Consider the following 25,068-nt stretch of genomic DNA (forward strand, 5'->3'; position numbering starts at 1 on the left):
GACATTGCACTACCGGGTTGTACTTTCGCTGCTGCGTTTTTTTAACCACCAGCGTGCGCCTACAACCAGCACGATCACCACAACCAGCCATATCCAGTGCTTAATATGCTGATCGAGATTGTGCAACCACGGTGCGATGACTTCTCCCCCGACGTAGCCCAGGGTGGTAAATATCAATGCCCACACCAACGCGCCCAGAATGTTTAATGGCAGAAAAATTTTGGGCGGCAAATGGCTTGCGCCAATCAGTAACGGCCCGATCACGCGAAAACCATACATAAAACGGGTGCCAATCACGAACAGATACGGCCGACGCTGGATCATTTTCTGCGCCCGGCGGATCTTGTCTTGATGTTTTGAGAAACGACGTAAAATTTTTCCGCCGTAACGACGACCAAGCAGATACAGCAACTGATCGCCAATCATGCCACCCAGCGCCACAGAGATAACCACCAGAGGAAACTTGAGTAATCCCTGATGTGCTGCCACGCCGCCCAGCAGGGTAATGGTTTCACCTTCGGCCATACTGCCAATGACCAGTGCGGCATAACCGTAATGTGCAATAAGACTGTTTATATCCATACGTCTGGATGACCTCCTGACGTTAAGCATACACCCTGTGAATCATCAGTGGGGTAAAAGCCCTGAATTAGCGGTTCGTCATTTTTGGTGTTGTACAAAAAATAATCCAAAGCTGGATTATACTTGAACTGTTGAGGTCCGGAGCTGGCAAGAAGGGGGCGGTATGAACCATGTCTGGGGGCTATTTTCCCATCCCAATCGTGAAATGCACGTGATCAACAGCGAAAACGAAAGCGTTTCGCATCACTATACCCACCATGTCCTGCTGATGGCGGCAATCCCGGTTATTTGCGCATTTATTGGTACCACGCAAATCGGCTGGAATTTTGGCGACGGCAACGTATTACAGTTATCCCTGTTGACTGGATTTGTGATGGCAATTCTGTTTTACGGTGTGATGCTGGCAGGCGTGGCCGTTATGGGCAGGGTTATCTGGTGGATGGCGCGTAATTATCCGCAGCGTCCTTCGCTGGCACACTGTATGGTCTTTGCCGGTTATGTTGCCACACCGCTGTTTTTAAGTGGATTAGTGGCGTTGTATCCGCTGGTCTGGCTGTGTGCTTTAGTGGGAACGATCGCGCTGTTTTACACCGGTTATTTGCTCTATCTCGGCATTCCGACTTTCCTCAATATTACCAAAGAGGAAGGGCTGAGCTTTTCCAGCTCAACGCTGGCAATCGGCGTTCTGGTGCTTGAGGTTCTGCTGGCGATTACGGTGATACTGTGGGGGTATGGATACCGATTGTTCTAAGGTAACAACCTGTCTGCACTGCGTTGCTGGTGTAAAAGCCAGCAATGCAGCATTTCGAGATGATTCTCCTGTGGCGGCAACGCTGTCGGGTCGTTATGATGCCTGAGCTAGCTTGAGATTATTCTCTATCTCGGGCGGTGTGCGTTATGACGTGCGTGAACCATTATCAGAAATCTCATCATGCTTAAATTCCGAGTTTCATTATTAAGCCTTGCCCTGGTGCTGGCAGTTCCTTTTGCACCCCAAGCCGTGGCGAAAACGGCGGCTACCGCAGCGGCCTCTCAGCCCGAGATTGCGTCTGGTAGTGCGATGATTGTTGATTTGAATACCAACAAGGTCATCTATTCGAACCATCCGGATCTTGTGCGTCCGATTGCGTCGATCACCAAATTAATGACGGCGATGGTGGTGCTGGATGCACGACTGCCGCTGAACGAAAAGCTGAAAGTGGACATCAGCCAGACGCCGGAGATGAAAGGCATTTACTCTCGTGTGCGACTGAACAGTGAAATCAGCCGTAAAGATATGCTGCTGCTGGCGCTGATGTCATCAGAAAATCGCGCGGCGGCAAGCCTGGCGCATCATTATCCTGGCGGTTATAACGCCTTTATCAACGCGATGAACGCCAAAGCGAAATCACTGGGGATGACCCAGACACGTTTTGTGGAGCCGACTGGGTTATCCATTCATAACGTCTCGACCGCCCGTGATTTAACCAAACTGCTGATTGCCAGCAAACAGTATCCGCTGATTGGTCAGTTAAGTACGACACGTGAGGATATGGCGACCTTTGCCAACCCGGCGTATACGCTGCCGTTCCGTAACACCAACCATCTGGTGTACCGCGATAACTGGAATATTCAGCTCACCAAAACCGGCTTTACCAACGCGGCGGGTCACTGTCTGGTGATGCGCACGGTGATTAACAACAAACCGGTTGCGCTGGTGGTGATGGATGCCTTTGGTAAATACACCCACTTTGCCGATGCCAGCCGTTTACGCACCTGGATCGAAACCGGAAAAGTGATGCCTGTTCCAGCGGCAGCGCTGAGCTATAAAAAGCAAAAAGCCGCACAGATGGCGGCGACGGGTTCGGCGACGGGCGAGCAAACCGCGCAAAACGATTAAACCCTAGACCAGACAAGCGTAGCGCCTCCGGCAACGTACCCGGTGGCGCTTTTGCTTATCGAGCCTACGACTCTTTCCAGAACTTCTGCTTACTGGTCTTGCCGATGCCCGGGTTCATGCTGTTGGTCGGATCGTTTTCGCGATAAAAACGCGTCAATGTTTCCGGCGCTTTGTACAGATGCCCCACGTTATGCTCTGCCGGGTATTGCGCCCCGCGAGCCTGTAACAGTTCCAGCATGTGCTCTTTCAACGCGTGCGCATCCACGCCTTTCTTCACAATGTAATCCTGATGGAAGACGTAGCACATAAAGTGGCCGTAATAGAGCTTATGCACCAACTTACTGTCGATGTCTGCGGGCAGATGCTCATACCATTCGGTGTCGTTACGGCGCAACGCGATATCCAGCGCCAGAATATCTTCGACCTCATCTGCATGGACGGCCTGATAGCGAATGGCTGCGCCAGCCGCCGCAAAACGGTGCAAAAAGGCCTTGCTGCCTTCTTCTGGCGTACAGGCAAAAAAGTCACCTTCGGCGCTTTTGAAAAACTCGGTCAGCCAGCTTTGCGCCTCGGCTACACCGCCACCGGCCATTTTTAACAGCAGGTGGTGTTCGTATTTATCGCGCCAGCTTTTCATCCGTGCCGGTAAATGGCTGGGGAATAAATGACCAAATTTTTGCATTGCGCGGTCGGTGAAGTGCGGGCGGAAAATTTTTACTTTTTCCAGCATCGCGTCGGTGCGACCTTTCAGGGTAAAGAAGAACGGCATTTTGTCGGTGCCGAGCTTGTCGATCATCAAAAACGTATCTTTGCCGTATTGCTCGGCAATGTCGTAAATATCGCGGTGCATATATTCACCGGCGACCGGCAGGTGTTCAAACTTCGCCAGAATATGACGGCGGATCTCCGTCAGCACCTCTGGCTGATTGGTGCCGATATAAAATACCTGCTGATTTTTCTCGGCTTCAAAGGTGTCCAGACGCACCGCAAACACCGCGAGTTTGCCCGCGCAACCGGAGGATTCAAACAGTCGATCCGGATCGGCGTTATAGCGCGCAGGGGTATCGGCTTCAATGTCTCTGACGCGGGTAATGTAATCGTGGTCGTGCGCGTGACGCCCGTCGTGGCGAACATCGTCATCTTTAATGCGTTCGTCATCGAGTTTACTGAGGATCTGCTCCGGAGTCTGGCCCAGTTCGATACCCAGATGGTTGACCAGCTGTAGTTTGCCCTGTTCGTCAATACGCGCAAACAGCGACATCTCGGTGTACGCCGGACCGCGCTGCACCAGCGAGCCGCCGGAGTTGTTGCAAATCCCGCCAATAACAGATGCACCAATGCAGGAGGAACCAATGACCGAATGCGGCTCACGCCCAAATGGCTTAAGTGCTTTTTCCAGTGAATAGAGGGTTGTGCCGGGATAAGCCAGCACCTGTTCGCCTTTGCCTATGACGTGCAGCTTGTCGAGGCGCAGGGTGCTGATAATAACAATCTCGCGATCGTAGTCATTGCCGCTCGGCGTAGAACCTTCGGTCAGTCCGGTATTGGCGGCCTGCATCAGAATAATTTTGTCGGCGATGACGCAGGCGTTCAGGACGCGCCACAGTTCCAGCAGAGATCCAGGAAAGACGACGGCTAATGCGTCGCCCTGACCCGAGCGAAAGCCCTTGCGATAGCGGGCGGTTTTAGACGGATCGGTAAGCAGGTGTGAATGGCCCACCAGACGGGCCAGTTCATTAAGTAACGCTTTATTATCGGTTGTTGTAATGGAAGACATTCTCCACTCCTTGTGGTGGGACAAAATATCAGAAACAAGCATAGCGCCTGGTATGACAATACGCTTTCTCATTCAGGTTGTCTCTGAATTGGCTGTGCTTCATTTATCCCAGTATTGAAAATTAGGAGAATAACCTTAGCTTTCTTTACCTCTCCCGTTTAGGCTTACGGCAAACTGCGGTTTTTGTTATATTTTCGCTGCCTCGTCGGGAATAAATAAAGAGAGAATCAACATGAAATGGCTTTGTTCTGTAGGTATCGCGGTAGGCTTGGCGTTGCAGCCAGCGCTGGCGGACTCCTTGTTTGGTAACCATCCGCTGACCCCTGAGGCGCGGGATGCATTTGTTACCGATTTACTCAAACAGATGACCGTCGATGAGAAGATCGGGCAATTACGTTTGATAAGCGTCGGGCCTGATAACCCGAAAGAAGCCATCCGTGAGATGATCAAAGACGGGCAGGTCGGGGCGATTTTTAACACCGTCACCCGCGAGGATATCCGCAAAATGCAGGATCAGGTGATGGAACTCAGCCGCCTGAAAATTCCTCTTTTCTTCGCCTATGATGTGCTGCACGGCCAGCGTACCGTGTTCCCGATAAGCCTCGGTCTGGCGTCATCGTTTAATCTGGATGCGGTCAGAACGGTGGGGCGTGTCTCTGCCTATGAAGCCGCAGACGATGGCCTGAATATGACCTGGGCACCGATGGTTGATGTCTCCCGCGATCCGCGCTGGGGACGTGCGTCAGAAGGTTTTGGTGAAGATACTTACCTGACCGCCACGATGGGGAAAACCATGGTGGAAGCGATGCAGGGTAAAAGCCCGGCCGACAGATATTCCGTGATGACCAGCGTCAAACACTTCGCGGCCTATGGCGCGGTAGAAGGCGGGAAAGAGTACAACACCGTTGATATGAGTCCGCAGCGTTTGTTTAACGACTATATGCCGCCGTACAAAGCCGGACTGGATGCCGGGAGCGGTGCGGTGATGGTGGGGCTTAACTCGCTGAACGGCACACCTGCGACCTCTGATGCCTGGCTGCTGAAAGATGTGCTGCGCGATGAGTGGGGTTTTAAAGGGATTACCGTGTCCGATCACGGCGCAATTAAAGAGCTGATTAAGCACGGTACCGCCTCGGATCCTGAAGACGCGGTGCGCGTGGCGATCAAATCCGGCATTAACATGAGCATGAGCGATGAGTATTACAGTAAGTATCTGCCGGGTCTGATTAAGTCAGGCAAGGTGACGATGGCTGAACTGGACGATGCTGCGCGTCATGTATTGAACGTAAAATATGATATGGGGCTGTTTAACGATCCGTACAGCCATCTGGGGGCCAAAGAGTCTGACCCGCAGGACACCAACGCGGAAAGCCGTTTACACCGTAAAGACGCGCGTGAAGTCGCACGCGAAAGCCTGGTGCTGCTGAAAAACCGCCTGGAAACGCTGCCGCTGAAGAAATCAGGGACCGTAGCGGTCGTGGGGCCGCTGGCTGACAGCAAGCGTGATGTGATGGGCAGCTGGTCTGCGGCAGGCGTTGCCGATCAGTCGGTGACGGTGCTGACGGGGATTAAAAATGCGCTGGGTGATAAAGGCAAAGTGGTGTACGCCAAAGGGGCGAATATCACCAACGATAAAGGTATTGTTGATTTCCTCAATCTGTATGAAGAGGCGGTGAAAGTTGATCCGCGCTCGCCGCAGGCAATGATTGATGAAGCGGTCAAGGCCGCGCAGCAGTCTGACGTAGTGGTCGCCGTGGTCGGTGAAGCGCAGGGCATGGCGCATGAAGCGTCCAGCCGCACCGATATCACTATTCCGCAAAGCCAGCGTGATCTGATTACCGCGCTGAAAGCCACTGGCAAACCACTGGTGCTGGTGCTGATGAACGGTCGTCCGCTGGCACTGGTGAAAGAAGACCAGCAGGCCGATGCAATTCTGGAAACCTGGTTTGCCGGGACGGAAGGCGGTAACGCCATTGCCGATGTGCTGTTTGGTGATTACAACCCGTCGGGGAAACTGCCGATGTCTTTCCCGCGTTCTGTCGGGCAGATCCCGGTCTATTACAGCCACCTGAATACCGGTCGTCCGTATAACGCCGATAAGCCAAATAAATACACCTCACGCTACTTTGACGAAGCCAACGGTCCGCTGTATCCCTTTGGTTATGGCCTGAGCTACACCACGTTTACGGTTTCTGATGTGAAGCTCTCTGCGCCGACGATGAAACGTGATGGCACCGTCACCGCCAGCGTGCAGGTCACCAACACCGGCAAACGCGAAGGGGCGACGGTGATTCAGATGTATTTACAGGACGTAACCGCGTCTATGAGTCGCCCTGTCAAACAGCTGAAAGGCTTTGAGAAGGTCAATCTCAAACCGGGTGAGACGCAAACCGTCAGTTTCCCGATTGATATTGAGGCGCTGAAATACTGGAACCAGCGTATGCAATACGATGTCGAGCCGGGCAAATTCAACGTCTTTATCGGCGTGGATTCCGCCAGAGTGAAGCAGGGCGAGTTTGAACTGCTGTAATTGATTAGCGACGAAAAAGGCCGGTTTACCGGCCTTTTCTTTTGGTTCTGACCCGATGTTATCGATCGCCCGATAACAGCTAATCATTTCTCTCGTTATCACCCAATTACCAGGTTAAGGCCTAATTTTTCGACTATGCTTTTTCCTCAAGTCTCTGAAAAGGGCAGTAAAAGGATGAGGAGAGCAGCATGATAATCTCAAAGATCTGGACGGGTTCGCTGGCGCTGTTTGCCGCGATGAGCTTACCCCTACAGGCCGCATCACCCGTCACGGTGGGATCAAAAATTGATACTGAAGGGGCGCTGCTCGGCAATATTATCTTGCAGGTGCTCGAAAGCCACGGCGTGAAAACCGTCAACAAAGTTCAGTTGGGAACCACACCTGTCGTGCGCGGGGCCATCACCTCCGGCGAGCTGGATATTTATCCGGAATATACCGGAAACGGGGCGTTCTTCTTTAAAGACGAGAATGACCCGGCATGGAAAAATGCGCAGGCCGGTTATGAAAAAGTCAAAAAACTGGATGCAGAACAGAACAAACTGGTCTGGCTAACGCCTGCGCCTGCCAATAACACCTGGACCATTGCGGTTCGTCAGGATGTAGCCGAAAAGAATAAGCTGGTTTCGTTGGCTGACCTGGGACGCTACCTGAAAGACGGCGGGACGTTCAAACTGGCCGCCTCGGCGGAGTTTATCGAACGTGCGGACGCGCTGCCCGCGTTTGAAAAAGCCTACGATTTTAAGCTCAATCAGAATCAGCTTTTATCACTGGCAGGGGGAGACACCGCGGTGACCATTAAAGCTGCAGCGCAGCAAACTTCGGGTGTCAATGCCGCAATGGCCTACGGCACCGACGGTCCTGTTGCGGCGCTGGGATTGCAAACGCTAAGCGATCCCAAAGGCGTTCAGCCTATCTATGCCCCTGCGCCGGTCGTGCGCGAATCGGTATTGCAGGCCTATCCGCAAATGGCAGAGTGGCTGCAGCCGGTTTTTGCCAGTCTCGATGAAAAAACGCTGCAACAGCTTAATGCCAGTATCGCCGTTGAAGGGCTGGATGCGAAAAAAGTCGCAGCAGATTACCTGAAGCAAAAAGGATGGGTGAAGTAACGGAATTTGCATCAGGTGAGTGTGGTGTCAAAGATGTCTGTCAATCGGGTGCTGCTGCTGCTGGTGGTTTTAACCATGGCTGCGGCGGCGCTGCCTTTCATTAGCTACGCCCCCAATCGACTGGTTTCCGGTGAGGGCCGACAACTCTGGGAACTCTGGCCCGATTTCGTGTGGGGGGTGGCGGCGGTATTTTTGCTGCTGCTTGCTCTGTGTTTTATACCGGGAAACGCAGGCAACGTATTAACCCTGATGGTGGTGCAACTGCTGCTGATTGCGGTGCTGATTGCCGCCGGTAAAACGGCTACCGGGCTTGCGCAGACGGGAAGTCCTCTGGCCAGAACCAGCCTGGGCAGCGGATTCTGGCTTGGGCTGGGATTAATGCTGCTGGCTCTCAGCGACGCGATTCGTCGACTCACCGCAAGGCCACTGTGGCGCTGGTTATTGCATATGCAAATAGCCGCCGTCCCCGTTGCGCTACTGATGACCGGGATGTTCAACGACCTTTCACTGCTCAAAGAGTATACCAATCGCCAGGATGTCTTTGACGACGCGCTGGTGCAACATCTGACTATCTTGTTCGGAACCGTGCTGCCTGCGCTGTTGATTGGCATCCCGCTGGGTATCTGGTGCGCTTTTTCGACGTCTCGCCAGGGGCCGGTATTCGCTGTACTGAACATCATCCAGACCATCCCCTCCGTGGCGCTGTTTGGCCTGCTGATAGCGCCGCTTGCCGGGCTGGTTCAGCATTTTCCCTGGTTAGGTGCACTAGGCGTTGCCGGAACCGGGCTGGCCCCGGCGCTGATTGCGCTGGTGCTGTACGCGCTACTGCCGCTGGTGCGTGGCGTGGTGGCGGGATTGAATCAGGTTCCGCGCGATGTACTGGAAAGCGCCCGGGCAATGGGGATGAGCCCGCGTCAGCGTTTTTGCGCGGTACAGCTCCCGCTGGCATTGCCGGTCTTTTTGCGCAGTTTGCGGGTGGTGATGGTGCAGACGGTGGGGATGGGCGTCATTGCCGCGCTGATTGGCGCGGGAGGATTTGGCGCGCTGGTTTTCCAGGGATTGCTCAGCAGTGCCGTCGATTTAGTATTGCTGGGCGTGGCTCCGGTGGTGGTTCTGGCGGTGCTGATCGATGCCCTGTTTGATTTAGGTTTATCCCTGCTGAAGGTGAACGTTGATGATTGAATTTAACCATGTTAGTAAAACCTTTGCCCAGCAAAACGCGGTCAACGATCTCAACCTGCATTTTCGCGAAGGTAGCTTTTCGGTATTGATTGGGACGTCGGGTTCGGGGAAGTCCACCACGCTAAAAATGATTAACCGCCTGGTGGAGCATGACAGTGGGACGATCCGCTTTGCTGGTGAAGAAATCCGCAGTCTGCCGGTGCTGGAGTTAAGACGGCGGATGGGCTACGCCATTCAGTCTATTGGATTGTTTCCGCACTGGACCGTTGCGCAGAACATTGCCACCGTGCTGAAGTTACAAAAATGGTCGCGATCGCGTATTGATGACCGAACAGATGAACTGATGGCGTTGCTGGGGCTGGAAGAGGGACTGCGTCACCGTTATCCGCATCAGCTCTCCGGTGGGCAACAGCAGCGGGTCGGGGTGGCGCGTGCGCTGGCTGCCGATCCTCAGGTGCTGCTGATGGATGAACCCTTTGGTGCGCTGGATCCGGTTACGCGCAGTGCGTTACAGCAGGAGATGACCCGGATCCACCGCCTGCTGGGGCGTACCATTGTGCTGGTCACCCATGATATCGACGAGGCGCTAAGGCTGGCGGAGCATCTGGTGCTGATGGACGCAGGCCTGGTGGTGCAACAAGGCACGCCGCTATCGATGCTGACCGCTCCGGCGAACGATTTCGTGCAAAATTTCTTTGGCCACAGCGAACTGGGCGTACGGCTGCTGGCACTGCGCACCGTGGGTGATTTTACCCGTCGACATCAGCAATTAGGCGGTGAGCCGCTGGTGGATGATATGACGCTCCGTGACGCGCTCTCCGTTTTTGTGGCGCGAGGTTGCGACGTTTTGCCGGTGGTTGACGCACAGGGGGCGGCTTGCGGAACGCTTCATTTTCAGGATTTACTTTCACCGAGGCCGCACCGTGAAACGTCTGTCTGATCCGCTGCTGTGGTTGGTTATCTGCTTTCTGCTGCTGCTGGCGGGCTTACCGCATAGCCAGGTGCTGTTTAGCGCGTGGTTTCCACAGTTGCCGCGCCCGGTTTATCAGCAGGAGAGTTTTCTGGCGCTGGCGCTGGCCCATTTTAGTCTGGTCGGGGTCTCGAGCCTGGTGGCGGTGATCATTGGCATGGGGGCAGGGATTGCGGTGACCCGTTCATGGGGAACCGAGTTCAGACCATTGGTGGAAACCATTGCCGCGGTGGGGCAAACCTTTCCTCCGGTCGCCGTGCTGGCCATCGCCGTTCCGGTAATGGGATTTGGCCCGGAGCCGGCCATCATTGCGCTGATTTTATACGGCGTGTTACCGATTTTACAGGCGACGCTGGCAGGGCTGGGTGGGGTACCGGCCAGCGTGATGGACATTGCCAGTGGGATGGGAATGAGTCGTGGGCAACGGCTACGTAAAGTGGAGCTGCCGCTGGCCGCTCCGGTCATTGTGGCCGGAATTCGCACGTCGGTGATTATTAATATTGGTACCGCAACGATAGCCTCAACCGTGGGCGCAAACACGCTGGGCACGCCAATTATTATCGGGCTTAGCGGGTTCAATACCGCCTATGTGATACAAGGCGCGCTGCTGGTCGCATTGGCGGCGATCATTGTCGATCGCGGCTTTGAGCGCTTAGCGCAGCGCCTTACCCGGCACGTAAAATAAAGGTATAACCTGCAAGCATTACACCGCCGATACCGCCGATGGCCATCAGCAGGAAGAGGGTGATCACACCGATTTTAGCTGCGCTCATGATGTACTCCTTATGTTAATAGAAGGATTGTACACGTTTGTTAATGAAATATTAAATACCGAGTGGATAAATATCGTGGCCCAGCGCACGCCACTCCGTTAATTGCTGCTGTTGCGTCGGCGTCTGGTTATCGCCACACCAGACCAGTAATGTCCGGCCTTCAAACAGTTCCGGTCTTAGCTGATTTAGCGAGTGGGCCAGCACGTCAATCCGCCACCCCTGCTGGCTGGCGACCCAGCCTTCCAGCCATAGCCGGGTGGTATCGTGAATATTCCAGCCGACGACCAGCGCATCTTTACCCTGTTTCTTACGGGCTGAGGCGAGGCAAATCGCAATGTAGTTAATAAGCACGCCGTCGAGGATACCAAGCAGTGCCTGAAGAATAGGTTGCTGGCATTGCAGGCGTCGGCGCAAAGGAATGAACAGATGGGTGTTAAGCGTTTGCGCGGGATAATCCTGGCCACGCTCTTTGATCCACAGTCTGAGGCTATGCAGATTATTACTTTGCAAATAGCTCAACAGCGTTTCTTGCTGCTCACGCCAGCCGTTGTGTACATCAATGCTCTCGTTGCTGAGCAATGTTTTCACCTTGCTAACTTGAACACCGTTGTTTATCCAGCGTTTTATCTCACGGATCCTGTCGATGTCCGCATCGTTAAACAGACGATGACCGCCGTCTGTACGCTGTGGTTTCAGTAATCCATAACGCCTCTGCCACGCACGTAAAGTGACAGGATTGATATCACAAAGCAAAGCCACTTCACCTATGGTGTAAAGCGCCATTTGTCGTCTCACTCTTGCTCGCGAGGTCCCAGTTTTACTTTAGACGCTCTTTTGCGAACCAGGTAGTTTTGTTTGTTTTTTGCTCAGAGAACGGGTGATTTTGTAATCACACCCACGCTTTTGAGTGATCGTTCTCACAATTTCCTTTTTTTTTGCAACAGTTCAAAGAAAGTTACGCGCAGCCCATGTATGTTACGCGCTTTTAAGAAGACTGTGGTTGGCGGGTATGTACGAGTTTAATCTGGTGTTGCTGCTGCTACAGCAGATGTGCGTGTTTCTCGTTATCGCGTGGCTGATGAGCAAAACGCGTTTATTTATCCCTCTGATGCAGGTAACTATCCGACTGCCGCACAAACTCCTTTGCTACGTCACCTTTTCTATCTTCTGCATTCTCGGCACCTATCTGGGGCTGCATATTGAAGACTCCATTGCCAACACCCGTGCTATTGGCGCGGTGATGGGCGGCTTGCTTGGCGGTCCGGTTGTTGGGGGGCTGGTCGGTCTGACCGGTGGTCTGCATCGTTATTCGATGGGCGGGATGACGGCGCTGAGCTGCATGATCTCAACCATTGTCGAGGGGTTACTCGGAGGACTGGTACACAGCGTACTGACTCGTCGAGGTCGTACCGATAAAGTCTTTAGTCCGTTGACGGCTGGTGCTATCACCTTTTTTGCCGAACTGGTGCAGATGCTGATCATTTTATTGATTGCACGTCCCTTTGATAATGCGCTACATCTGGTGAGCAATATTGCCGCGCCGATGATGGTCACCAATACCGTGGGTGCGGCATTGTTTATGCGCATTTTGCTCGACAAACGGGCCATGTTTGAAAAATACACTTCGGCTTTTTCTGCCACCGCGCTAAAAGTTGCCGCCTCAACGGAAGGGATTTTGCGGCAGGGATTTAACGAGGTTAATAGCATGAAGGTCGCCCAGGTGCTGTACGAGGAGCTGGACATCGGCGCAGTCGCCATCACAGATCGTGATAAGCTGCTGGCTTTCACCGGAATTGGTGACGACCATCATCTGCCCGGTAGGCCGATTTCTTCCTCTTATACCCAAAAGGCGATTGAAACCGGAGAAGTGGTTTATGCTGACGGGAACGAAGTGCCTTACCGTTGCTCGCTGCATCCGCAATGCAAATTAGGTTCGACGCTGGTGATCCCTCTGCGTGGTGAAAACCAGCGGGTGATGGGGACCATTAAACTGTATGAAGCCAAAAACCGCTTGTTTAGCTCGATTAACCGCACGCTTGGCGAAGGGATTGCGCAACTGCTGTCGGCACAGATCCTCGCTGGGCAATATGAGCGCCAAAAAGCGATGCTCACGCAGTCAGAAATTAAGCTCCTGCATGCGCAGGTAAACCCTCACTTTCTGTTTAACGCACTCAATACGATTAAAGCCGTGATCCGCCGCGACAGCGAACAGGCCAGTCAGCTGGTGCAATATCTCTCGACCTTCTTTCGCAAAAATTTAAAACGCCCGTCAGAGATTGTGACGCTGGCCGATGAGATTGAACATGTAAACGCCTACCTGCAAATTGAAAAGGCACGATTCCAGTCGCGTCTGCAGGTCACGTTAACCGTACCGGATGAACTTTCGCATCAGCAACTGCCTGCCTTTACCCTGCAGCCCATCGTGGAGAATGCCATTAAACATGGCACCTCGCAGTTGCTCGACACCGGAGAAGTCTCTATTACTGCTCGACGCGAAGGGCAGTATCTGATGCTGGATATCGAAGATAATGCTGGGCTGTATCTGCCGACAACCGAAGCCAGCGGACTGGGGATGAATCTGGTGGATAAACGACTGCGAGAGCGGTTTGGCGATGATTTTGGCATCACCGTACTGTGTGACCCCGACCACTTTACCCGAATCACTTTACGACTTCCCCTGGAGGAACTGGCATGATCAAAGTGTTGATTGTGGATGACGAACCGTTAGCGCGGGAAAATCTGCGGATCCTGTTGCAGGAGCAAAGCGACATTGAGATTGTGGGGGAATGTTCGAATGCGGTGGAAGCCATCGGCGCGGTACATAAATTACGCCCGGATGTGCTGTTTCTCGATATTCAGATGCCGCGCATTAGCGGCCTGGAAATGGTCGGCATGCTCGATCCAGAACATCGCCCGTATATCGTTTTTCTGACCGCTTTCGATGAGTACGCGGTGAAAGCCTTTGAAGAGCATGCTTTTGATTATTTGCTCAAGCCAATAGAAGAAACCCGGCTGGAGAAAACGCTGGTCCGTTTACGTCAGGAGCGCACGAAGCAGGATGTGTCGGTGTTGCCGGAAAACCAGCAGGCGTTGAAATTTATCCCGTGTTCCGGACATAGTCGCATTTATCTGCTGCAAATGGATGATGTCGCTTTTGTCAGCAGCCGTATGAGCGGCGTCTTTGTCACCAGTAGCGACGGTAAAGAAGGCTTTACCGAGCTTACGCTGAGAACGCTGGAGAGTCGTACACCGCTGTTGCGCTGCCATCGACAATACCTGGTTAACATGGCGCAGTTGCAGGAAATTCGCCTGGAAGATAATGGTCAGGCTGAGCTGATTCTACGTAACGGTCTGACCGTGCCGGTGAGTCGCCGTTATCTTAAAAGCCTAAAAGAGGCGATTGGCCTGTAAAACTGATACACTGCGCGCCATTGCATCATCGACAGTTGAAGGCTCTATGCTAAGTAACGACATTCTTCGTAGCCTGCGCTACACCCTGAAAGCGAACAATAACGACATGGTGCGGATCCTTGCGCTTGCTGACATGGAATCCACCTCCGCAGGTTTCGATACCTGGATGACGAAAGAAGATGAAGACGGGTTTGTTCGCTGCCCGGACATCATTCTCTCCGGTTTTTTAAACGGCCTGATCTACCATTTGCGCGGTAAAGATGATTCGGCGCCTGAACTGGCGCTTGAGCGTCGTGTGAATAACAATACAGTACTGAAAAAGCTGCGTATCGCCTTTTCACTGAAAACCGATGATATTCTGGCTATTATGACCGAGCAGAAATTCCGCGTGTCGATGCCGGAAATTACCGCCATGATGCGCGCGCCGGACCATAAAAACTACCGCGAGTGTGGGGATCAGTTTTTACGCTATTTCCTGCGTGGTTTGACCAGGCGAGTGCACAGCGCGAAAGCGTAAAAAAAGCTGGCGACCACGGATAAAACCGGGTCGCCGGTGTGATTATTTTACTTCTTTAAATCCCGCCGCTTCCATTACCGTTTGCATTTGTTTCATGCTGATATTTTTATCGGCTTCCTCAGAAACCTTCATCCCGGAAATCGCCTGCAACGCTTTCATATCGATTTTTTCCATATCAATGGAAACATTTTCCTGCGCGTAGGTGTCTGCGTAGGTGAGCTTTTCTTCTACGCCAGCAATATTGCGATATTTGGCGCTTAATGCGTCGAATATTTTTGCCGCATCTTCTTTATTGGTGGCGCCCACAGATGCATAGCTGATTTTGCTTTCTGACGTTTGCTTCAGAACTTTGTCGCCCTTATAAGTATAAATAATTGTAATGTCCGCACCGTTAAGGTTGGCGTTGAATTTTTTGGTTTCTTCTTTCTCGCCACATCCTGCCAGGGAAAAAACCAGAACCGACGCTACGGCCACCGTAAATAATTTTTTTAACGCTTTCATGTAAAACTCCATTTTATGATTATCGAATATCAGTGCGGCATAGGATAAGGCGAATACCTGTGACGGAGCAGTCCGGAAATGGAGTAGGGGGAGTATTTCAGATTAGGGAACTCATGCGATAAAAAAGCGCTGCGGTTGCAGCGCTTGAGATGTTTAATTTATTTCACCTGTTGACCCGGTTTTGCGCCTTCGTCAGGGCTTAGCAGGAAGATATCTTTCCCGCCAGGACCTGCCGCCATCACCATCCCTTCAGAAATTCCGAAGCGCATTTTGCGCGGTGCCAGGTTAGCAACCATAATGGTCTGGCGACCAATCAGCACCTGCGGGTCCGGGTAAGCTGAACGGATACCGGAGAAGACATTACGCTTTTCACCGCCCAGATCCAGCGTCAGACGCAGCAGTTTGTCAGAACCTTCCACGAACTCGGCGTTTTCAATCAGCGCTACGCGCAGGTCAACTTTGGCAAAGTCGTCAAAGGTGATGGTTTCCTGAATCGGGTCATCCGCCAGTGGGCCAGTTACCGGTGCGGCAGCGGCTTTCACTTCTTCTTTGGACGCCTCAACCAGCGCTTCAACCTGTTTCATGTCGATGCGATTGTAGAGTGCTTTGAAGGTGTTAACCTTGTGGCCGAGCAGCGGCTGCTGAATGGCATCCCAGGTCAGTTCGCTGTTCAGGAACGCTTCGACACGCTCGCTCAACGTTGGCAGAACTGGCTTCAGGTAGGTCATCAGGACGCGGAACAGGTTGATACCCATGGAGCAAATTGCCTGCAGATCGGCATCACGGCCCTCCTGTTTAGCAACAACCCACGGAGCCTGTTCGTCAACGTAGCGGTTAGCCACGTCGGCCAGTGCCATAATTTCACGAACGGCTTTACCGAATTCACGGTTTTCCCATGCTTCACCAATCACCGCTGCGGCGTCGGTAAAGGTTTTGTACAGCGCCGGGTCGGCCAGTTCAGCCGCCAGCACGCCGTCAAAACGCTTACTGATAAAGCCCGCGTTACGGGAGGCCAGGTTGACCACTTTGTTGACGATATCAGCGTTGACGCGCTGGACAAAATCTTCCAGATTCAGGTCGATGTCATCAATACGTGAAGAAAGCTTCGCCGTGTAATAGTAGCGCAGGCTGTCGGCGTCGAAGTGCTTCAGCCAGGTGCTGGCCTTAATGAAGGTACCGCGAGATTTTGACATCTTCGCACCGTTCACCGTCACATAACCGTGGACGAACAGGTTGGTCGGCTTACGGAAGTTGCTGCCTTCCAGCATGGCAGGCCAGAACAGGCTGTGGAAGTAGACGATATCTTTGCCGATGAAGTGATACAGCTCGGCATAGGAATCTTTCTTCCAGTACTCATCAAAACTGGTGGTGTCGCCGCGCTTGTCGCACAGGTTTTTGAACGAGCCCATGTAGCCAATTGGCGCATCCAGCCAGACGTAGAAGTACTTGCCTGGCGCGTTCGGGATTTCAAAACCGAAGTACGGTGAGTCGCGGGAAATATCCCACTGCTGCAGGCCGGATTCAAACCATTCCTGCATTTTGTTCGCTACTTGCTCCTGCAACGCGCCGCTGCGCGTCCATGCCTGCAGCATTTCGCTAAATGAAGGCAGATCAAAGAAGAAGTGTTCGGAGTCACGCATTACCGGCGTAGCGCCAGAAACTACGGATTTCGGCTCGATAAGTTCGGTTGGGCTGTAGGTCGCGCCACAAACTTCACAGTTATCGCCGTACTGATCCGCAGCCTTACATTTCGGGCAGGTGCCTTTGACGAAACGATCCGGCAGGAACATGCCTTTTTCCGGATCGTACAGCTGGGAGATAGTGCGGTTTTTAATAAAACCGTTCTCCTTCAGGCGCGTGTAAATAAGCTCGGACAACTCACGGTTCTCATCGCTGTGCGTGGAGTGATAGTTGTCGTAGCTGATGTCAAAACCTGCAAAATCAGTCTGATGCTCCTGACTCATTTCACCGATCATCTGCTCAGGTGTAATGCCAAGCTGCTGGGCTTTCAGCATGATTGGCGTACCGTGTGCGTCGTCTGCGCAGATGAAGTTTACCTGGTGGCCGCGCATTCGCTGGTAACGGACCCAGACATCAGCCTGGATGTGCTCCAGCATATGGCCGAGGTGGATAGAGCCGTTGGCGTACGGCAGCGCGCACGTTACCAGAATTTTCTTCGCGACTTGAGTCATAGTGGGCAATTACTTCTTTTGTAGTGAAAAGGGCTTTGATAGTACCAAAATGGTAATTACTGCGCCAAGTGATAAGGGCATTTATCCTTAAATGAATAATTGTCGCGGTTGGAGTAAACTACCCGATGACAATCGTCTTTTCAGAACAACAAAAAGGAGTCGGGATGAACGCACAATCCCAGGCCAAATCACCAGAAACCCTGCGCGCGATGGTCGCCGGGACGCTGGCGAATTTTCAGCATTCAACCCTGAAGCATAATCTGACGACGCTAAAAGCGTTGCATCACGTCGCCTGGATGGATGACACGTTGCACGTTGAGCTGGTGATGCCGTTCGTCTGGCACAGCGCGTTTGAGGTATTAAAAGAGCAATGCAGTGCCGATTTATTGCGCATCACCGGCGCGAAAGCCATTGACTGGAAGCTGTCGCACAATATCGCGACGCTGAAACGCGTGAAAAACCAGCCGGGCATCAACGGTGTGAAAAACATTATCGCCGTCAGCTCGGGTAAAGGTGGCGTAGGGAAATCCTCAACAGCCGTAAACCTGGCGCTGGCGCTCGCCGCGGAAGGGGCGAAGGTGGGTATTCTCGATGCCGATATTTATGGCCCGTCTATTCCAACAATGCTCGGGGCAGAAAATCAGCGTCCAACCTCACCGGACGGCACCCATATGGCGCCGATCATGTCTCACGGTCTGGCAACCAACTCTATTGGTTATCTGGTCACTGATGATAATGCCATGGTGTGGCGTGGCCCGATGGCCAGTAAAGCGCTGTTGCAGATGCTGCAAGAAACCTTATGGCCGGATCTCGATTATCTGGTCCTGGATATGCCGCCCGGCACCGGTGACATCCAGCTGACGCTGGCGCAGAACATTCCGGTAACGGGTGCGGTTGTTGTGACCACTCCGCAGGACATTGCATTGATCGATGCGAAAAAAGGCATTGTGATGTTCGAAAAAGTCGAAGTGCCGGTGCTGGGTATTGTTGAGAATATGAGCATGCATATTTGCAGCAACTGCGGTCATCATGAGCCGATCTTCGGTACCGGTGGTGCGCAGAAGCTGGCCGAGCAATATCGCACTCAGCTGTTGGGACAAATGCCGCTGCATATCTCCCTGCGTGAAGATCTCGATCGCGGTACGCCGACGGTTATCAGTCGTCCAGACAGCGAATTCACGGCAATTTACCGCGACCTGGCGGGACGTGTAGCCGCACAGCTCTACTGGCAGGGGGAAGTTATCCCTGGTGAGATTGCCTTTCGCGCTGTCTAAATAGCCATTTACCGTTTTGTTTTTATTATTCACCGCATCAATACATATTGATGCGGTGAATGGGTTATTCATAAAATACCCTTTCTTTATTGTTTGGTTTTTCTTATCAAAAAGTGCGTTATTCCGAAAATAATCGCCAATGCATCATTTAAATTGATCAAATAAACAAAACCAATCTATTATCTAAATTAGTCATAAGGCTGAATTCAGCCATACTGCTAACTAAAGGCAATCCACATTCTGTTCCACACTGATTACAGGAGTTTTGCCCAAAATGAATAAAAACATACTGTTGGGAATCATAGTTCTGACTTATGGATTAAGTACCTCTCTTTTTGCTTCCGACACCGCAACATTGACTATCGATGGGCGTGTTGCAATGCCGACCTGCAGTACCGATATCATTGACACTCAGTTGCAACTGCGTTGCGGTGCTCGTGTTCAGCAACTGAGTACAACCGCAAACACGATGGCACCCACAAAAGGGGTTGTGACAGAAATCATTGCTATTCCTGATGATGATAGCAGGCGAGTTGTTTTAAACCATTACGACTAAAACATGTGCTGTTAATTTATACGATGTGCTGTTTAATTAATCCTTTCATTGTTTTTTTCATCAATAATTAGTTTGGTGAATGATATGTTTTTCTATATTCCCTCTTTGAATTCCTCTTAATAAAAAAACAGCAATACTCATTCTTCAAAAATATATGTTCATTGTTATGTATTTGTTGTGTTTATATTATATTGGCTAGTTTGTTTTAAATCAATAAAACAACGCGTTTACATTGCGGTAACGTTTTTCATATGAGAATTTAAATACAAGAGATAAACAACTCTTAACAAATGCAAATTACTTTATTAAGGAAGATATTATGAAGCGTTCAATTATTTCTGTTGCTGTACTGTCTGCTGTATTTATGAGCGCTGGAGCTTTCGCTGCTGATTCTGATCAGGGGGAACTTGTTATTACTGGTAAGGTTGTAGGAACCACCTGTAAGTTTACTGGTGATACTACCGCGACCATTGGTATGAACCAAATTGGCGCCGATAGATTAAATGCTTTGAATCCTGGTGGCGTTTATGACGGCTATTCAAATAAAACAACGGTGCCATTGACAGTTGAATGTACAGGTTCTGCAGCACCGAAAATTACTTTTTCAAGCTCTCAATTTGATAGCACTAATAAATATATCACACGAAATACTGCAGTGAGTAATGGCGCTGGTTTTGCCGTCTATTATGGTGATACACAGGTTAATCCTGAGTCCGGTATTCAGTTAGCTAAAACATCCGACAATAAATATGTACTGGACTTTAGTGCACGTTACGCGAAAGTGGGGTCTACCACTGTCACCGGTGGTGACGTTGCCTCTTCGCTGACCATGACCGTTGTTACTGATTAAGATTTATATCCTGTTTGTCGGCGGCTGCGGCCGCCAATTTTTTCTGTAGTAAGGTAATTATAATGAAAAAATTATTAGTATTATTGCTGGCTGGCTCAGTAATGCCAGCGTGGGGAGGCATCTATATTTATGGCACCCGGATCATTTATCCGGCGCAGAAAAAAGAGATTACCGTGCAGATCATGAACGAAGGCAGTCGTGGCGCGCTGGTACAGTCCTGGATAGATGACGGTGATACCAGTCTACCGCCAGAGAAAATTCAGGTTCCGTTTGTGATAACGCCACCAGTGGCGCGTGTTAGCGGTGGTTCCGGTCAGCAGCTAAAAATTAAGCAGCTGGCGAATACGTTGCCGCAAGATCGCGAAAGTCTGTTCTTCCTTAACGTGCTGGATATTCCACCTAATTCCTCGGAATCCGAAGGTAAGAACATTATAAAATTCGCTATGCAAAACCGTATCAAATTTATTTATCGGCCACAGGGTATCACCAGTGTGGATAAAAATAGTTTTTCCCGTCTGAATGTCAGTTATGCCGGAGGTGGTATCAATATTAAAAACAATTCGGCCAACTGGATAACTATTCCTGAACTGGTAGGTAATTCAAAAATTAATAAGGAAACGCTGTTACTTGCACCATGGTCTAACAAAATGATTACTACACCCGCTGTTGTTAATCATTACAACGTTACGCTTATTGATGATCACGGCAACTATTTGAGTGAAAAAATTAAAACTGAAAAATAGCTCAAGGATGGGTTATGTCAAAGATCAATTCGATTACACTGGCTATCTTGTCGGTGCTGGCAACTTCATCATCTGCATGGGCCGAAGAAGAAACGTTTGATACGCACTTTATGATCGGCGGTTTAAATGGTGAAAAAATCTCCCGCTATCAAATTGCTGGTGATAAGCCAATGCCCGGCATGTATGAAATGGATGTTTATCTGAATAACCATTGGCGCGGCCATTATGATATTAATATTAAAGCCGATCCAGATGAGACATGTTTATCCTGGGCACAGTTACAGCAAATTGGTATTCGTACTGACGGTATTAAAGCTGATAAAAGTGTGGATTGTGTGCCGCTACGAGCTGCGGTACAGGGCGGTAGCATTAGTTATGATATCGGGCAATTTGTACTAAATTTAAGCGTACCACAAGCCTATGTGAATGAACATGAGCCGGGTTATATGCCGCCCGAAACCTGGGATCGCGGGATTAATGCGTTCTACACGTCTTATTATGCCAGCCAGTATTACAGTAATTATAAGAATGGTGGCGATGATAAAAGCAATTATGTGAGTCTGAACAGCGGATTGAACTTGCTGGACTGGCAGTTGCATTCGAATGCCAACTATACGAAAGGCAACGAGGGCAGCGGCGAGTGGAAAAGTAATACCGCGTATATGGAACGTGGTATTCCCTCGATCCTTGGTACATTGCGCGCCGGGGATATGTACACCGGAACGGATGTTTTTGACGCGGTACGGTTTCGCGGTGTACGTATCTGGCGCGATATGCAAATGTTACCTAACTCAAAACAACGTTTTACGCCGGTAGTTCGTGGGATAGCGCAGAGCAATGCGCTGGTGTCTATTGAACAAAACGGTTTTATTATTTACCAGAAAGAGGTCTCTCCGGGTCCGTTCGCTATTGATGATTTGCAGCTTGCCGGCGGTGGTGCGGATCTGGACGTCAGTGTGAAAGAAGCCGATGGTTCGATAAGACATTACCTGGTGCCTTATTCCTCGGTACCCAATATGTTGCAGGCGGGTGTAGCAAAATATGATTTTGCCGCCGGACGGAGCAACATTGAAGGTGCGAGCAATCAGTCTGATTTTATACAAGGTAGTTATCAGTATGGGCTGAATAATCTGCTGACGGTGTATGGCGGTTCAATGTTGTCGGATAACTACTCTTCATTTGTACTCGGCACGGGATGGAACACGCCGATTGGTGCGATTTCGGTGGATGGAACGCGCTCGCACAGTGAACAGGATAACGGCGTTTTTGACGGGCAGAGTTATCAGATTGCGTGGAATAAATATGTCGCACAGACTGGAACCCAGTTTGCGCTGGCGGCCTATCGCTACTCTTCGCGGGATTATCGTACCTTCAACGATCACGTGTGGGCGAATAACAAAAATAATTATGACCGTGACGAAAATGATACTTATGACATTGTGGATTATTACCAGAATGACTTCGGTCGTAAGAACAGTTTCTCCCTAAATATCAACCAGACATTGCCTGCTGACTGGGGATTTCTGGCGGTTAGCGGACTGTGGCGCGATTACTGGCAACGTAGCGGGACGGGCAAAGATTATCAGTTGAGTTATTCGAACTCCTGGCAACGTGTCAGCTATACCTTTTCCGTTAGCCAAACGTACGATGAGGATAACCACGAGGATAAGCGTTTTAACCTGTATATCTCTATTCCGTTCTCGTGGGGTGATGGCATTTCTACACAGCGGCGCGATCTGTTTGTCTCTAACTCGACGACGTTCGATGACGACGGTTATCAGTCGAATAACACCAGCTTAAGCGGTGTGGCAGGTAATCGCGATCAATTCAGCTACGGTGCTAACCTCAGCCATCAGCGGCAGGGGAACGAGACAATTGCGGGGGGAAGCCTGGTCTGGCGGGCGCCGATGGCGACGCTCGGCGGCAGTTACAGCCAGTCGAATAAGTATCAACAGGCCAGCGGCAATATTCAGGGCGGTGTAGTGGTGTGGTCTGACGGCGTGGCACTGACTCCCCGGCTTTCAGATACTTTTGCCATTGTTAAAGCGCCAGGATTACAGGGTGCCGCGGTGCAGGGACACCGTTATTTAACAACGGACAGCAAAGGTTACGCTGTTTATGACGGTCTGACGCCGTATCGTGAAAACATGCTGATGCTGGATCTTTCCGACAGTAAAAGCGACGTGGCGTTGCTGGGCAACCGTAAAGGCACAGTACCTTATCGCGGCGCTGTCGTTATGGCAGAGTTTGAAACCGATCGGCGCAAACCCTGGTATTTTCTCGCCCAACGACCGGATGGCGCTCCGTTATCGTTTGGCTATGAGGTGGAAGATAACAGCGGTAATAACGTTGGTCTGGTCGGCCAGGGCAGTCGGTTATTTATTCGCACCAACGACATTCCCGCATCGGTACGCGTTGCGGTCAATAAACAGCAGGGACAATTCTGCACGATTACCTTCGATAAGGCGATTGATGAGAACAAAGTCTATATTTGTCGATAAGGAATTCGTTTATGAAAAAATATTGGTTTTTAATTTTACTGTTGATCCCATTTTGGGGACAGGCTAAATGTACTCCCAAAGGAAGTCCGAGCGCTACACAGCCAATTATATTGGATTTGACCGCTGGATCAACAACGGTGAGTTTTAACCCTAATTTCCAGGGAACGTTTGACTGTAATACTGCTGGCGATAAAATGTATTATGCGACAAAACTAAAGAATTATATTGTTGAAATGAAGGATAGTGCCAGTAGTAAGTCTATCTTTATAAAATTGACACTTACAGGAACAGGGTTTCCAGAAGATACCGGTGGGTCTTTTTTTTCTCCTAGCACCTACATGGTAAATGATATTATTAATAATAAAAAAATGTCTATTGAGGCATCATATGTGGCATCAACCACGTATAGCTCAGATAGCGGTGAAATAGTATATGGTAATTCATTTGGATTATCCCATCCTGCAGTTAATTTTTTATCTGATAATTCCTGTAATTCAAATATTCTAGCATGGTGGATTTGCTCAACATTTGGATTATTAAATAGTGGTAATGCTTATTCACAACATTTGACGTTTACCATCAAGCACAAACCAACGACCTGTCGTTTCTCTCAGGCGATATACGAAATTAAAATGCCAGATACAACGTTAAACGAAATGCTAAGTGCGAGCAATACCAAGTCAGGTTCTACGAATCTGGTACTGAATTGTGAAAGCATCTATAACGTCACTTCAAACCCGGTAAATTTCAAAGTGGCACGCGGTGACTGGGATGGGAGCGGAACGATACTGAAGAATACTGTAACGAATGGTGCAAAAGGGGTGGGATTCCAGATTTATAACGGCACTGCGACCACTCCGTTAAAATTGGGAGACACGCTGATGAATAAGATAGCTAAATTGGCGACAATCAATAATCAGTATACTTTCCCCATCACCGCGAAATATGTTCGTGTAACAGGGGAATCATTACAGCCCGGCGATGTACAAAGTAAAGTGATCTTTGCGGTATCTTATGATTGAATCGACGATGTTTTCCTAAGATTTCACGTACTTTCTTGCTGAAAGTACGTGTTTTTTTTCTTACCGGTGATAAAAAATCTCGCCATCGTAGGCTTTAATGATTTTGCCGTCGGCATCGTTAATCAGCACGTAGGCACCGCCCATATAGGTCCAGTGTGTACCTGCTGCCGGTGCTGGCAGGTTACGTTGATTCCACTGCTTAATCGCATATTCATCGGTACGATACAGCGCCGGGACCGTGTCGCCCGGTTTGAAATGGGTGAAGTCAGCAATAAAGCCGCTCAGCTCATATTTATCGATGCCCTTAGGGGCTGCAATGGCGGCAGGCGCTGCCCAGACGGCGCTGGTCACGAGCAGCAATGCGCCCAGCAATATTTTATTCTTCATACCCATCCTCTCTACTTATTCGGGTCGTCAAAATCAGTCGTGTATCATTTCTGGCTTACAGGACATCTGACAAGCACTTTTTTGTTATTACTCCGCTCATTTCGTAAAAAGTGTAAATGAAGTACAGATATGCGGCAACGTTGGCCTGCAATTTACAACATGGCGTGCAGACAGTATCCTGTCGCTGAAACCGGTGTAACATGTTTCGGTTTTAACGACTCGGGGTGCCCTTCCTGGTGAAGGCTGAGAAATACCCGTACCACCTGATCTGGATAATGCCAGCGTAGGGAAGTCTGACACTGCTCGTGTCCCTTC

General features: G+C 50.6%; 23 protein-coding genes and 1 riboswitch. Of the genes, 16 read left to right on the plus strand and 7 right to left on the minus strand.

Annotated elements, in window-relative coordinates:
- Nucleotides 1-9: 9 nt before the first annotated feature.
- Nucleotides 10-582 carry a DedA family protein gene (locus tag JQ822_RS13505; protein ID WP_213133879.1) on the minus strand — a complete coding sequence of 191 codons (573 nt, stop codon included), beginning with the start codon at nt 580-582 and terminating at the stop codon, nt 10-12.
- Between the two features lie 163 nt (nt 583-745).
- Here JQ822_RS13505 and JQ822_RS13510 point away from each other — a divergent pair, with 163 nt between their 5' ends.
- Nucleotides 746-1,333, plus strand: a complete 588-nt coding sequence (locus JQ822_RS13510) for a Yip1 family protein (RefSeq protein WP_213133880.1) — start codon at nt 746-748, stop codon at nt 1,331-1,333.
- A gap of 180 nt (nt 1,334-1,513) precedes the next feature.
- The gene (gene pbpG / locus JQ822_RS13515; RefSeq protein ID WP_213133881.1) at nt 1,514-2,461 is read left to right on the plus strand and encodes a D-alanyl-D-alanine endopeptidase; all 948 of its coding nucleotides are present in this window, start codon (nt 1,514-1,516) and stop codon (nt 2,459-2,461) included.
- 64 nt (nt 2,462-2,525) lie between these two features.
- Here pbpG and dld read toward each other — a convergent pair whose 3' ends face one another.
- The gene (gene dld / locus JQ822_RS13520; protein WP_213133882.1) at nt 2,526-4,238 is read right to left on the minus strand and encodes a D-lactate dehydrogenase; all 1,713 of its coding nucleotides are present in this window, start codon (nt 4,236-4,238) and stop codon (nt 2,526-2,528) included.
- Nucleotides 4,239-4,470: 232 nt separating this feature from the next.
- On the opposite strand from dld, the gene bglX reads away from it, so the two are divergent.
- The 5 genes from bglX to JQ822_RS13545 all read left to right on the plus strand — a co-directional run bounded on the left by bglX (nt 4,471) and on the right by JQ822_RS13545 (nt 10,711).
- Entirely contained in the window at nt 4,471-6,768 is a 2,298-nt protein-coding gene (bglX, locus tag JQ822_RS13525; protein ID WP_213133883.1) for a beta-glucosidase BglX, read from the plus strand.
- 188 nt (nt 6,769-6,956) lie between these two features.
- Nucleotides 6,957-7,874, plus strand: a complete 918-nt coding sequence (gene osmF / locus JQ822_RS13530) for a glycine betaine ABC transporter substrate-binding protein OsmF (protein WP_213133884.1) — start codon at nt 6,957-6,959, stop codon at nt 7,872-7,874.
- A gap of 33 nt (nt 7,875-7,907) precedes the next feature.
- Nucleotides 7,908-9,056, plus strand: coding sequence for an ABC transporter permease (locus tag JQ822_RS13535; RefSeq protein WP_213134084.1), 1,149 nt, complete (start codon nt 7,908-7,910; stop codon nt 9,054-9,056).
- Nucleotides 9,049-9,996, plus strand: coding sequence for an ABC transporter ATP-binding protein (locus JQ822_RS13540; protein ID WP_213133885.1), 948 nt, complete (start codon nt 9,049-9,051; stop codon nt 9,994-9,996). The genes JQ822_RS13535 and JQ822_RS13540 overlap by 8 nt, the downstream gene beginning before the upstream one ends.
- On the plus strand, nt 9,980-10,711 hold the full coding sequence (locus JQ822_RS13545; protein ID WP_213133886.1) for an ABC transporter permease: 732 nt from the start codon (nt 9,980-9,982) through the stop codon (nt 10,709-10,711). The genes JQ822_RS13540 and JQ822_RS13545 overlap by 17 nt, the downstream gene beginning before the upstream one ends.
- On the opposite strand, the gene JQ822_RS13550 is transcribed toward JQ822_RS13545, so the two are convergent.
- Together JQ822_RS13550 and mlrA are read right to left on the minus strand one after the other, a co-directional pair.
- Entirely contained in the window at nt 10,692-10,799 is a 108-nt protein-coding gene (locus JQ822_RS13550; RefSeq protein WP_003027354.1) for a protein YohO, read from the minus strand. The genes JQ822_RS13545 and JQ822_RS13550 overlap by 20 nt on opposite strands.
- Before the next feature lie 51 nt (nt 10,800-10,850).
- The gene (gene mlrA, locus JQ822_RS13555) at nt 10,851-11,582 is read right to left on the minus strand and encodes an HTH-type transcriptional regulator MlrA (RefSeq protein WP_213133887.1); all 732 of its coding nucleotides are present in this window, start codon (nt 11,580-11,582) and stop codon (nt 10,851-10,853) included.
- A gap of 226 nt (nt 11,583-11,808) precedes the next feature.
- Between mlrA and JQ822_RS13560 the strand changes: the two genes are divergently transcribed.
- The 3 genes from JQ822_RS13560 to JQ822_RS13570 are packed head-to-tail and all read left to right on the plus strand — an operon-like array spanning nt 11,809 to nt 14,727.
- Nucleotides 11,809-13,494, plus strand: a complete 1,686-nt coding sequence (locus JQ822_RS13560) for a sensor histidine kinase (RefSeq protein WP_213133888.1) — start codon at nt 11,809-11,811, stop codon at nt 13,492-13,494.
- Entirely contained in the window at nt 13,491-14,210 is a 720-nt protein-coding gene (btsR, locus tag JQ822_RS13565; RefSeq protein WP_213133889.1) for a two-component system response regulator BtsR, read from the plus strand. The genes JQ822_RS13560 and btsR overlap by 4 nt, the downstream gene beginning before the upstream one ends.
- A 46-nt stretch (nt 14,211-14,256) precedes the next feature.
- On the plus strand, nt 14,257-14,727 hold the full coding sequence (locus JQ822_RS13570) for a DUF1456 family protein (protein WP_213133890.1): 471 nt from the start codon (nt 14,257-14,259) through the stop codon (nt 14,725-14,727).
- A 42-nt stretch (nt 14,728-14,769) separates the two neighbouring features.
- Here the strand turns inward: JQ822_RS13570 and JQ822_RS13575 are convergent, their stop codons facing one another.
- Both JQ822_RS13575 and metG read right to left on the minus strand, forming a co-directional pair.
- Complete coding sequence (locus tag JQ822_RS13575; protein WP_213133891.1) at nt 14,770-15,228, minus strand: YehR family lipoprotein; 459 nt, start codon at nt 15,226-15,228, stop codon at nt 14,770-14,772.
- 158 nt (nt 15,229-15,386) lie between these two features.
- Nucleotides 15,387-17,420 carry a methionine--tRNA ligase gene (gene metG / locus JQ822_RS13580; RefSeq protein WP_213133892.1) on the minus strand — a complete coding sequence of 678 codons (2,034 nt, stop codon included), beginning with the start codon at nt 17,418-17,420 and terminating at the stop codon, nt 15,387-15,389.
- 164 nt (nt 17,421-17,584) lie between these two features.
- Between metG and apbC the strand changes: the two genes are divergently transcribed.
- The 6 genes from apbC to JQ822_RS13610 all read left to right on the plus strand — a co-directional run bounded on the left by apbC (nt 17,585) and on the right by JQ822_RS13610 (nt 24,366).
- Nucleotides 17,585-18,694: an iron-sulfur cluster carrier protein ApbC gene (gene apbC, locus JQ822_RS13585; protein ID WP_213133893.1), complete on the plus strand. Its 1,110-nt coding sequence runs from the start codon at nt 17,585-17,587 to the stop codon at nt 18,692-18,694.
- A gap of 274 nt (nt 18,695-18,968) precedes the next feature.
- On the plus strand, nt 18,969-19,250 hold the full coding sequence (locus JQ822_RS13590; RefSeq protein WP_213133894.1) for a DUF2574 family protein: 282 nt from the start codon (nt 18,969-18,971) through the stop codon (nt 19,248-19,250).
- 319 nt (nt 19,251-19,569) lie between these two features.
- On the plus strand, nt 19,570-20,100 hold the full coding sequence (gene yehD, locus JQ822_RS13595; RefSeq protein WP_213133895.1) for a fimbrial protein YehD: 531 nt from the start codon (nt 19,570-19,572) through the stop codon (nt 20,098-20,100).
- A gap of 62 nt (nt 20,101-20,162) precedes the next feature.
- Nucleotides 20,163-20,843, plus strand: a complete 681-nt coding sequence (locus JQ822_RS13600) for a fimbrial assembly chaperone (protein WP_213133896.1) — start codon at nt 20,163-20,165, stop codon at nt 20,841-20,843.
- Nucleotides 20,844-20,857: 14 nt separating this feature from the next.
- The gene (locus JQ822_RS13605) at nt 20,858-23,344 is read left to right on the plus strand and encodes a fimbrial biogenesis outer membrane usher protein (protein ID WP_213133897.1); all 2,487 of its coding nucleotides are present in this window, start codon (nt 20,858-20,860) and stop codon (nt 23,342-23,344) included.
- An 11-nt stretch (nt 23,345-23,355) separates the two neighbouring features.
- Nucleotides 23,356-24,366 (plus strand): fimbrial protein, encoded by a 1,011-nt coding sequence (locus JQ822_RS13610; protein ID WP_213133898.1) that lies wholly within the window; start codon nt 23,356-23,358, stop codon nt 24,364-24,366.
- Between the two features lie 60 nt (nt 24,367-24,426).
- Here JQ822_RS13610 and JQ822_RS13615 read toward each other — a convergent pair whose 3' ends face one another.
- Nucleotides 24,427-24,759, minus strand: a complete 333-nt coding sequence (locus tag JQ822_RS13615) for an RcnB family protein (RefSeq protein WP_213133899.1) — start codon at nt 24,757-24,759, stop codon at nt 24,427-24,429.
- A 204-nt stretch (nt 24,760-24,963) separates the two neighbouring features.
- Nucleotides 24,964-25,060, plus strand: a riboswitch (TPP riboswitch).
- The last annotated feature ends 8 nt before the right edge of the window (nt 25,061-25,068 follow it).

This window comes from Citrobacter sp. FP75, assembly GCF_018342065.1.
Taxonomy (GTDB): domain Bacteria; phylum Pseudomonadota; class Gammaproteobacteria; order Enterobacterales; family Enterobacteriaceae; genus Citrobacter.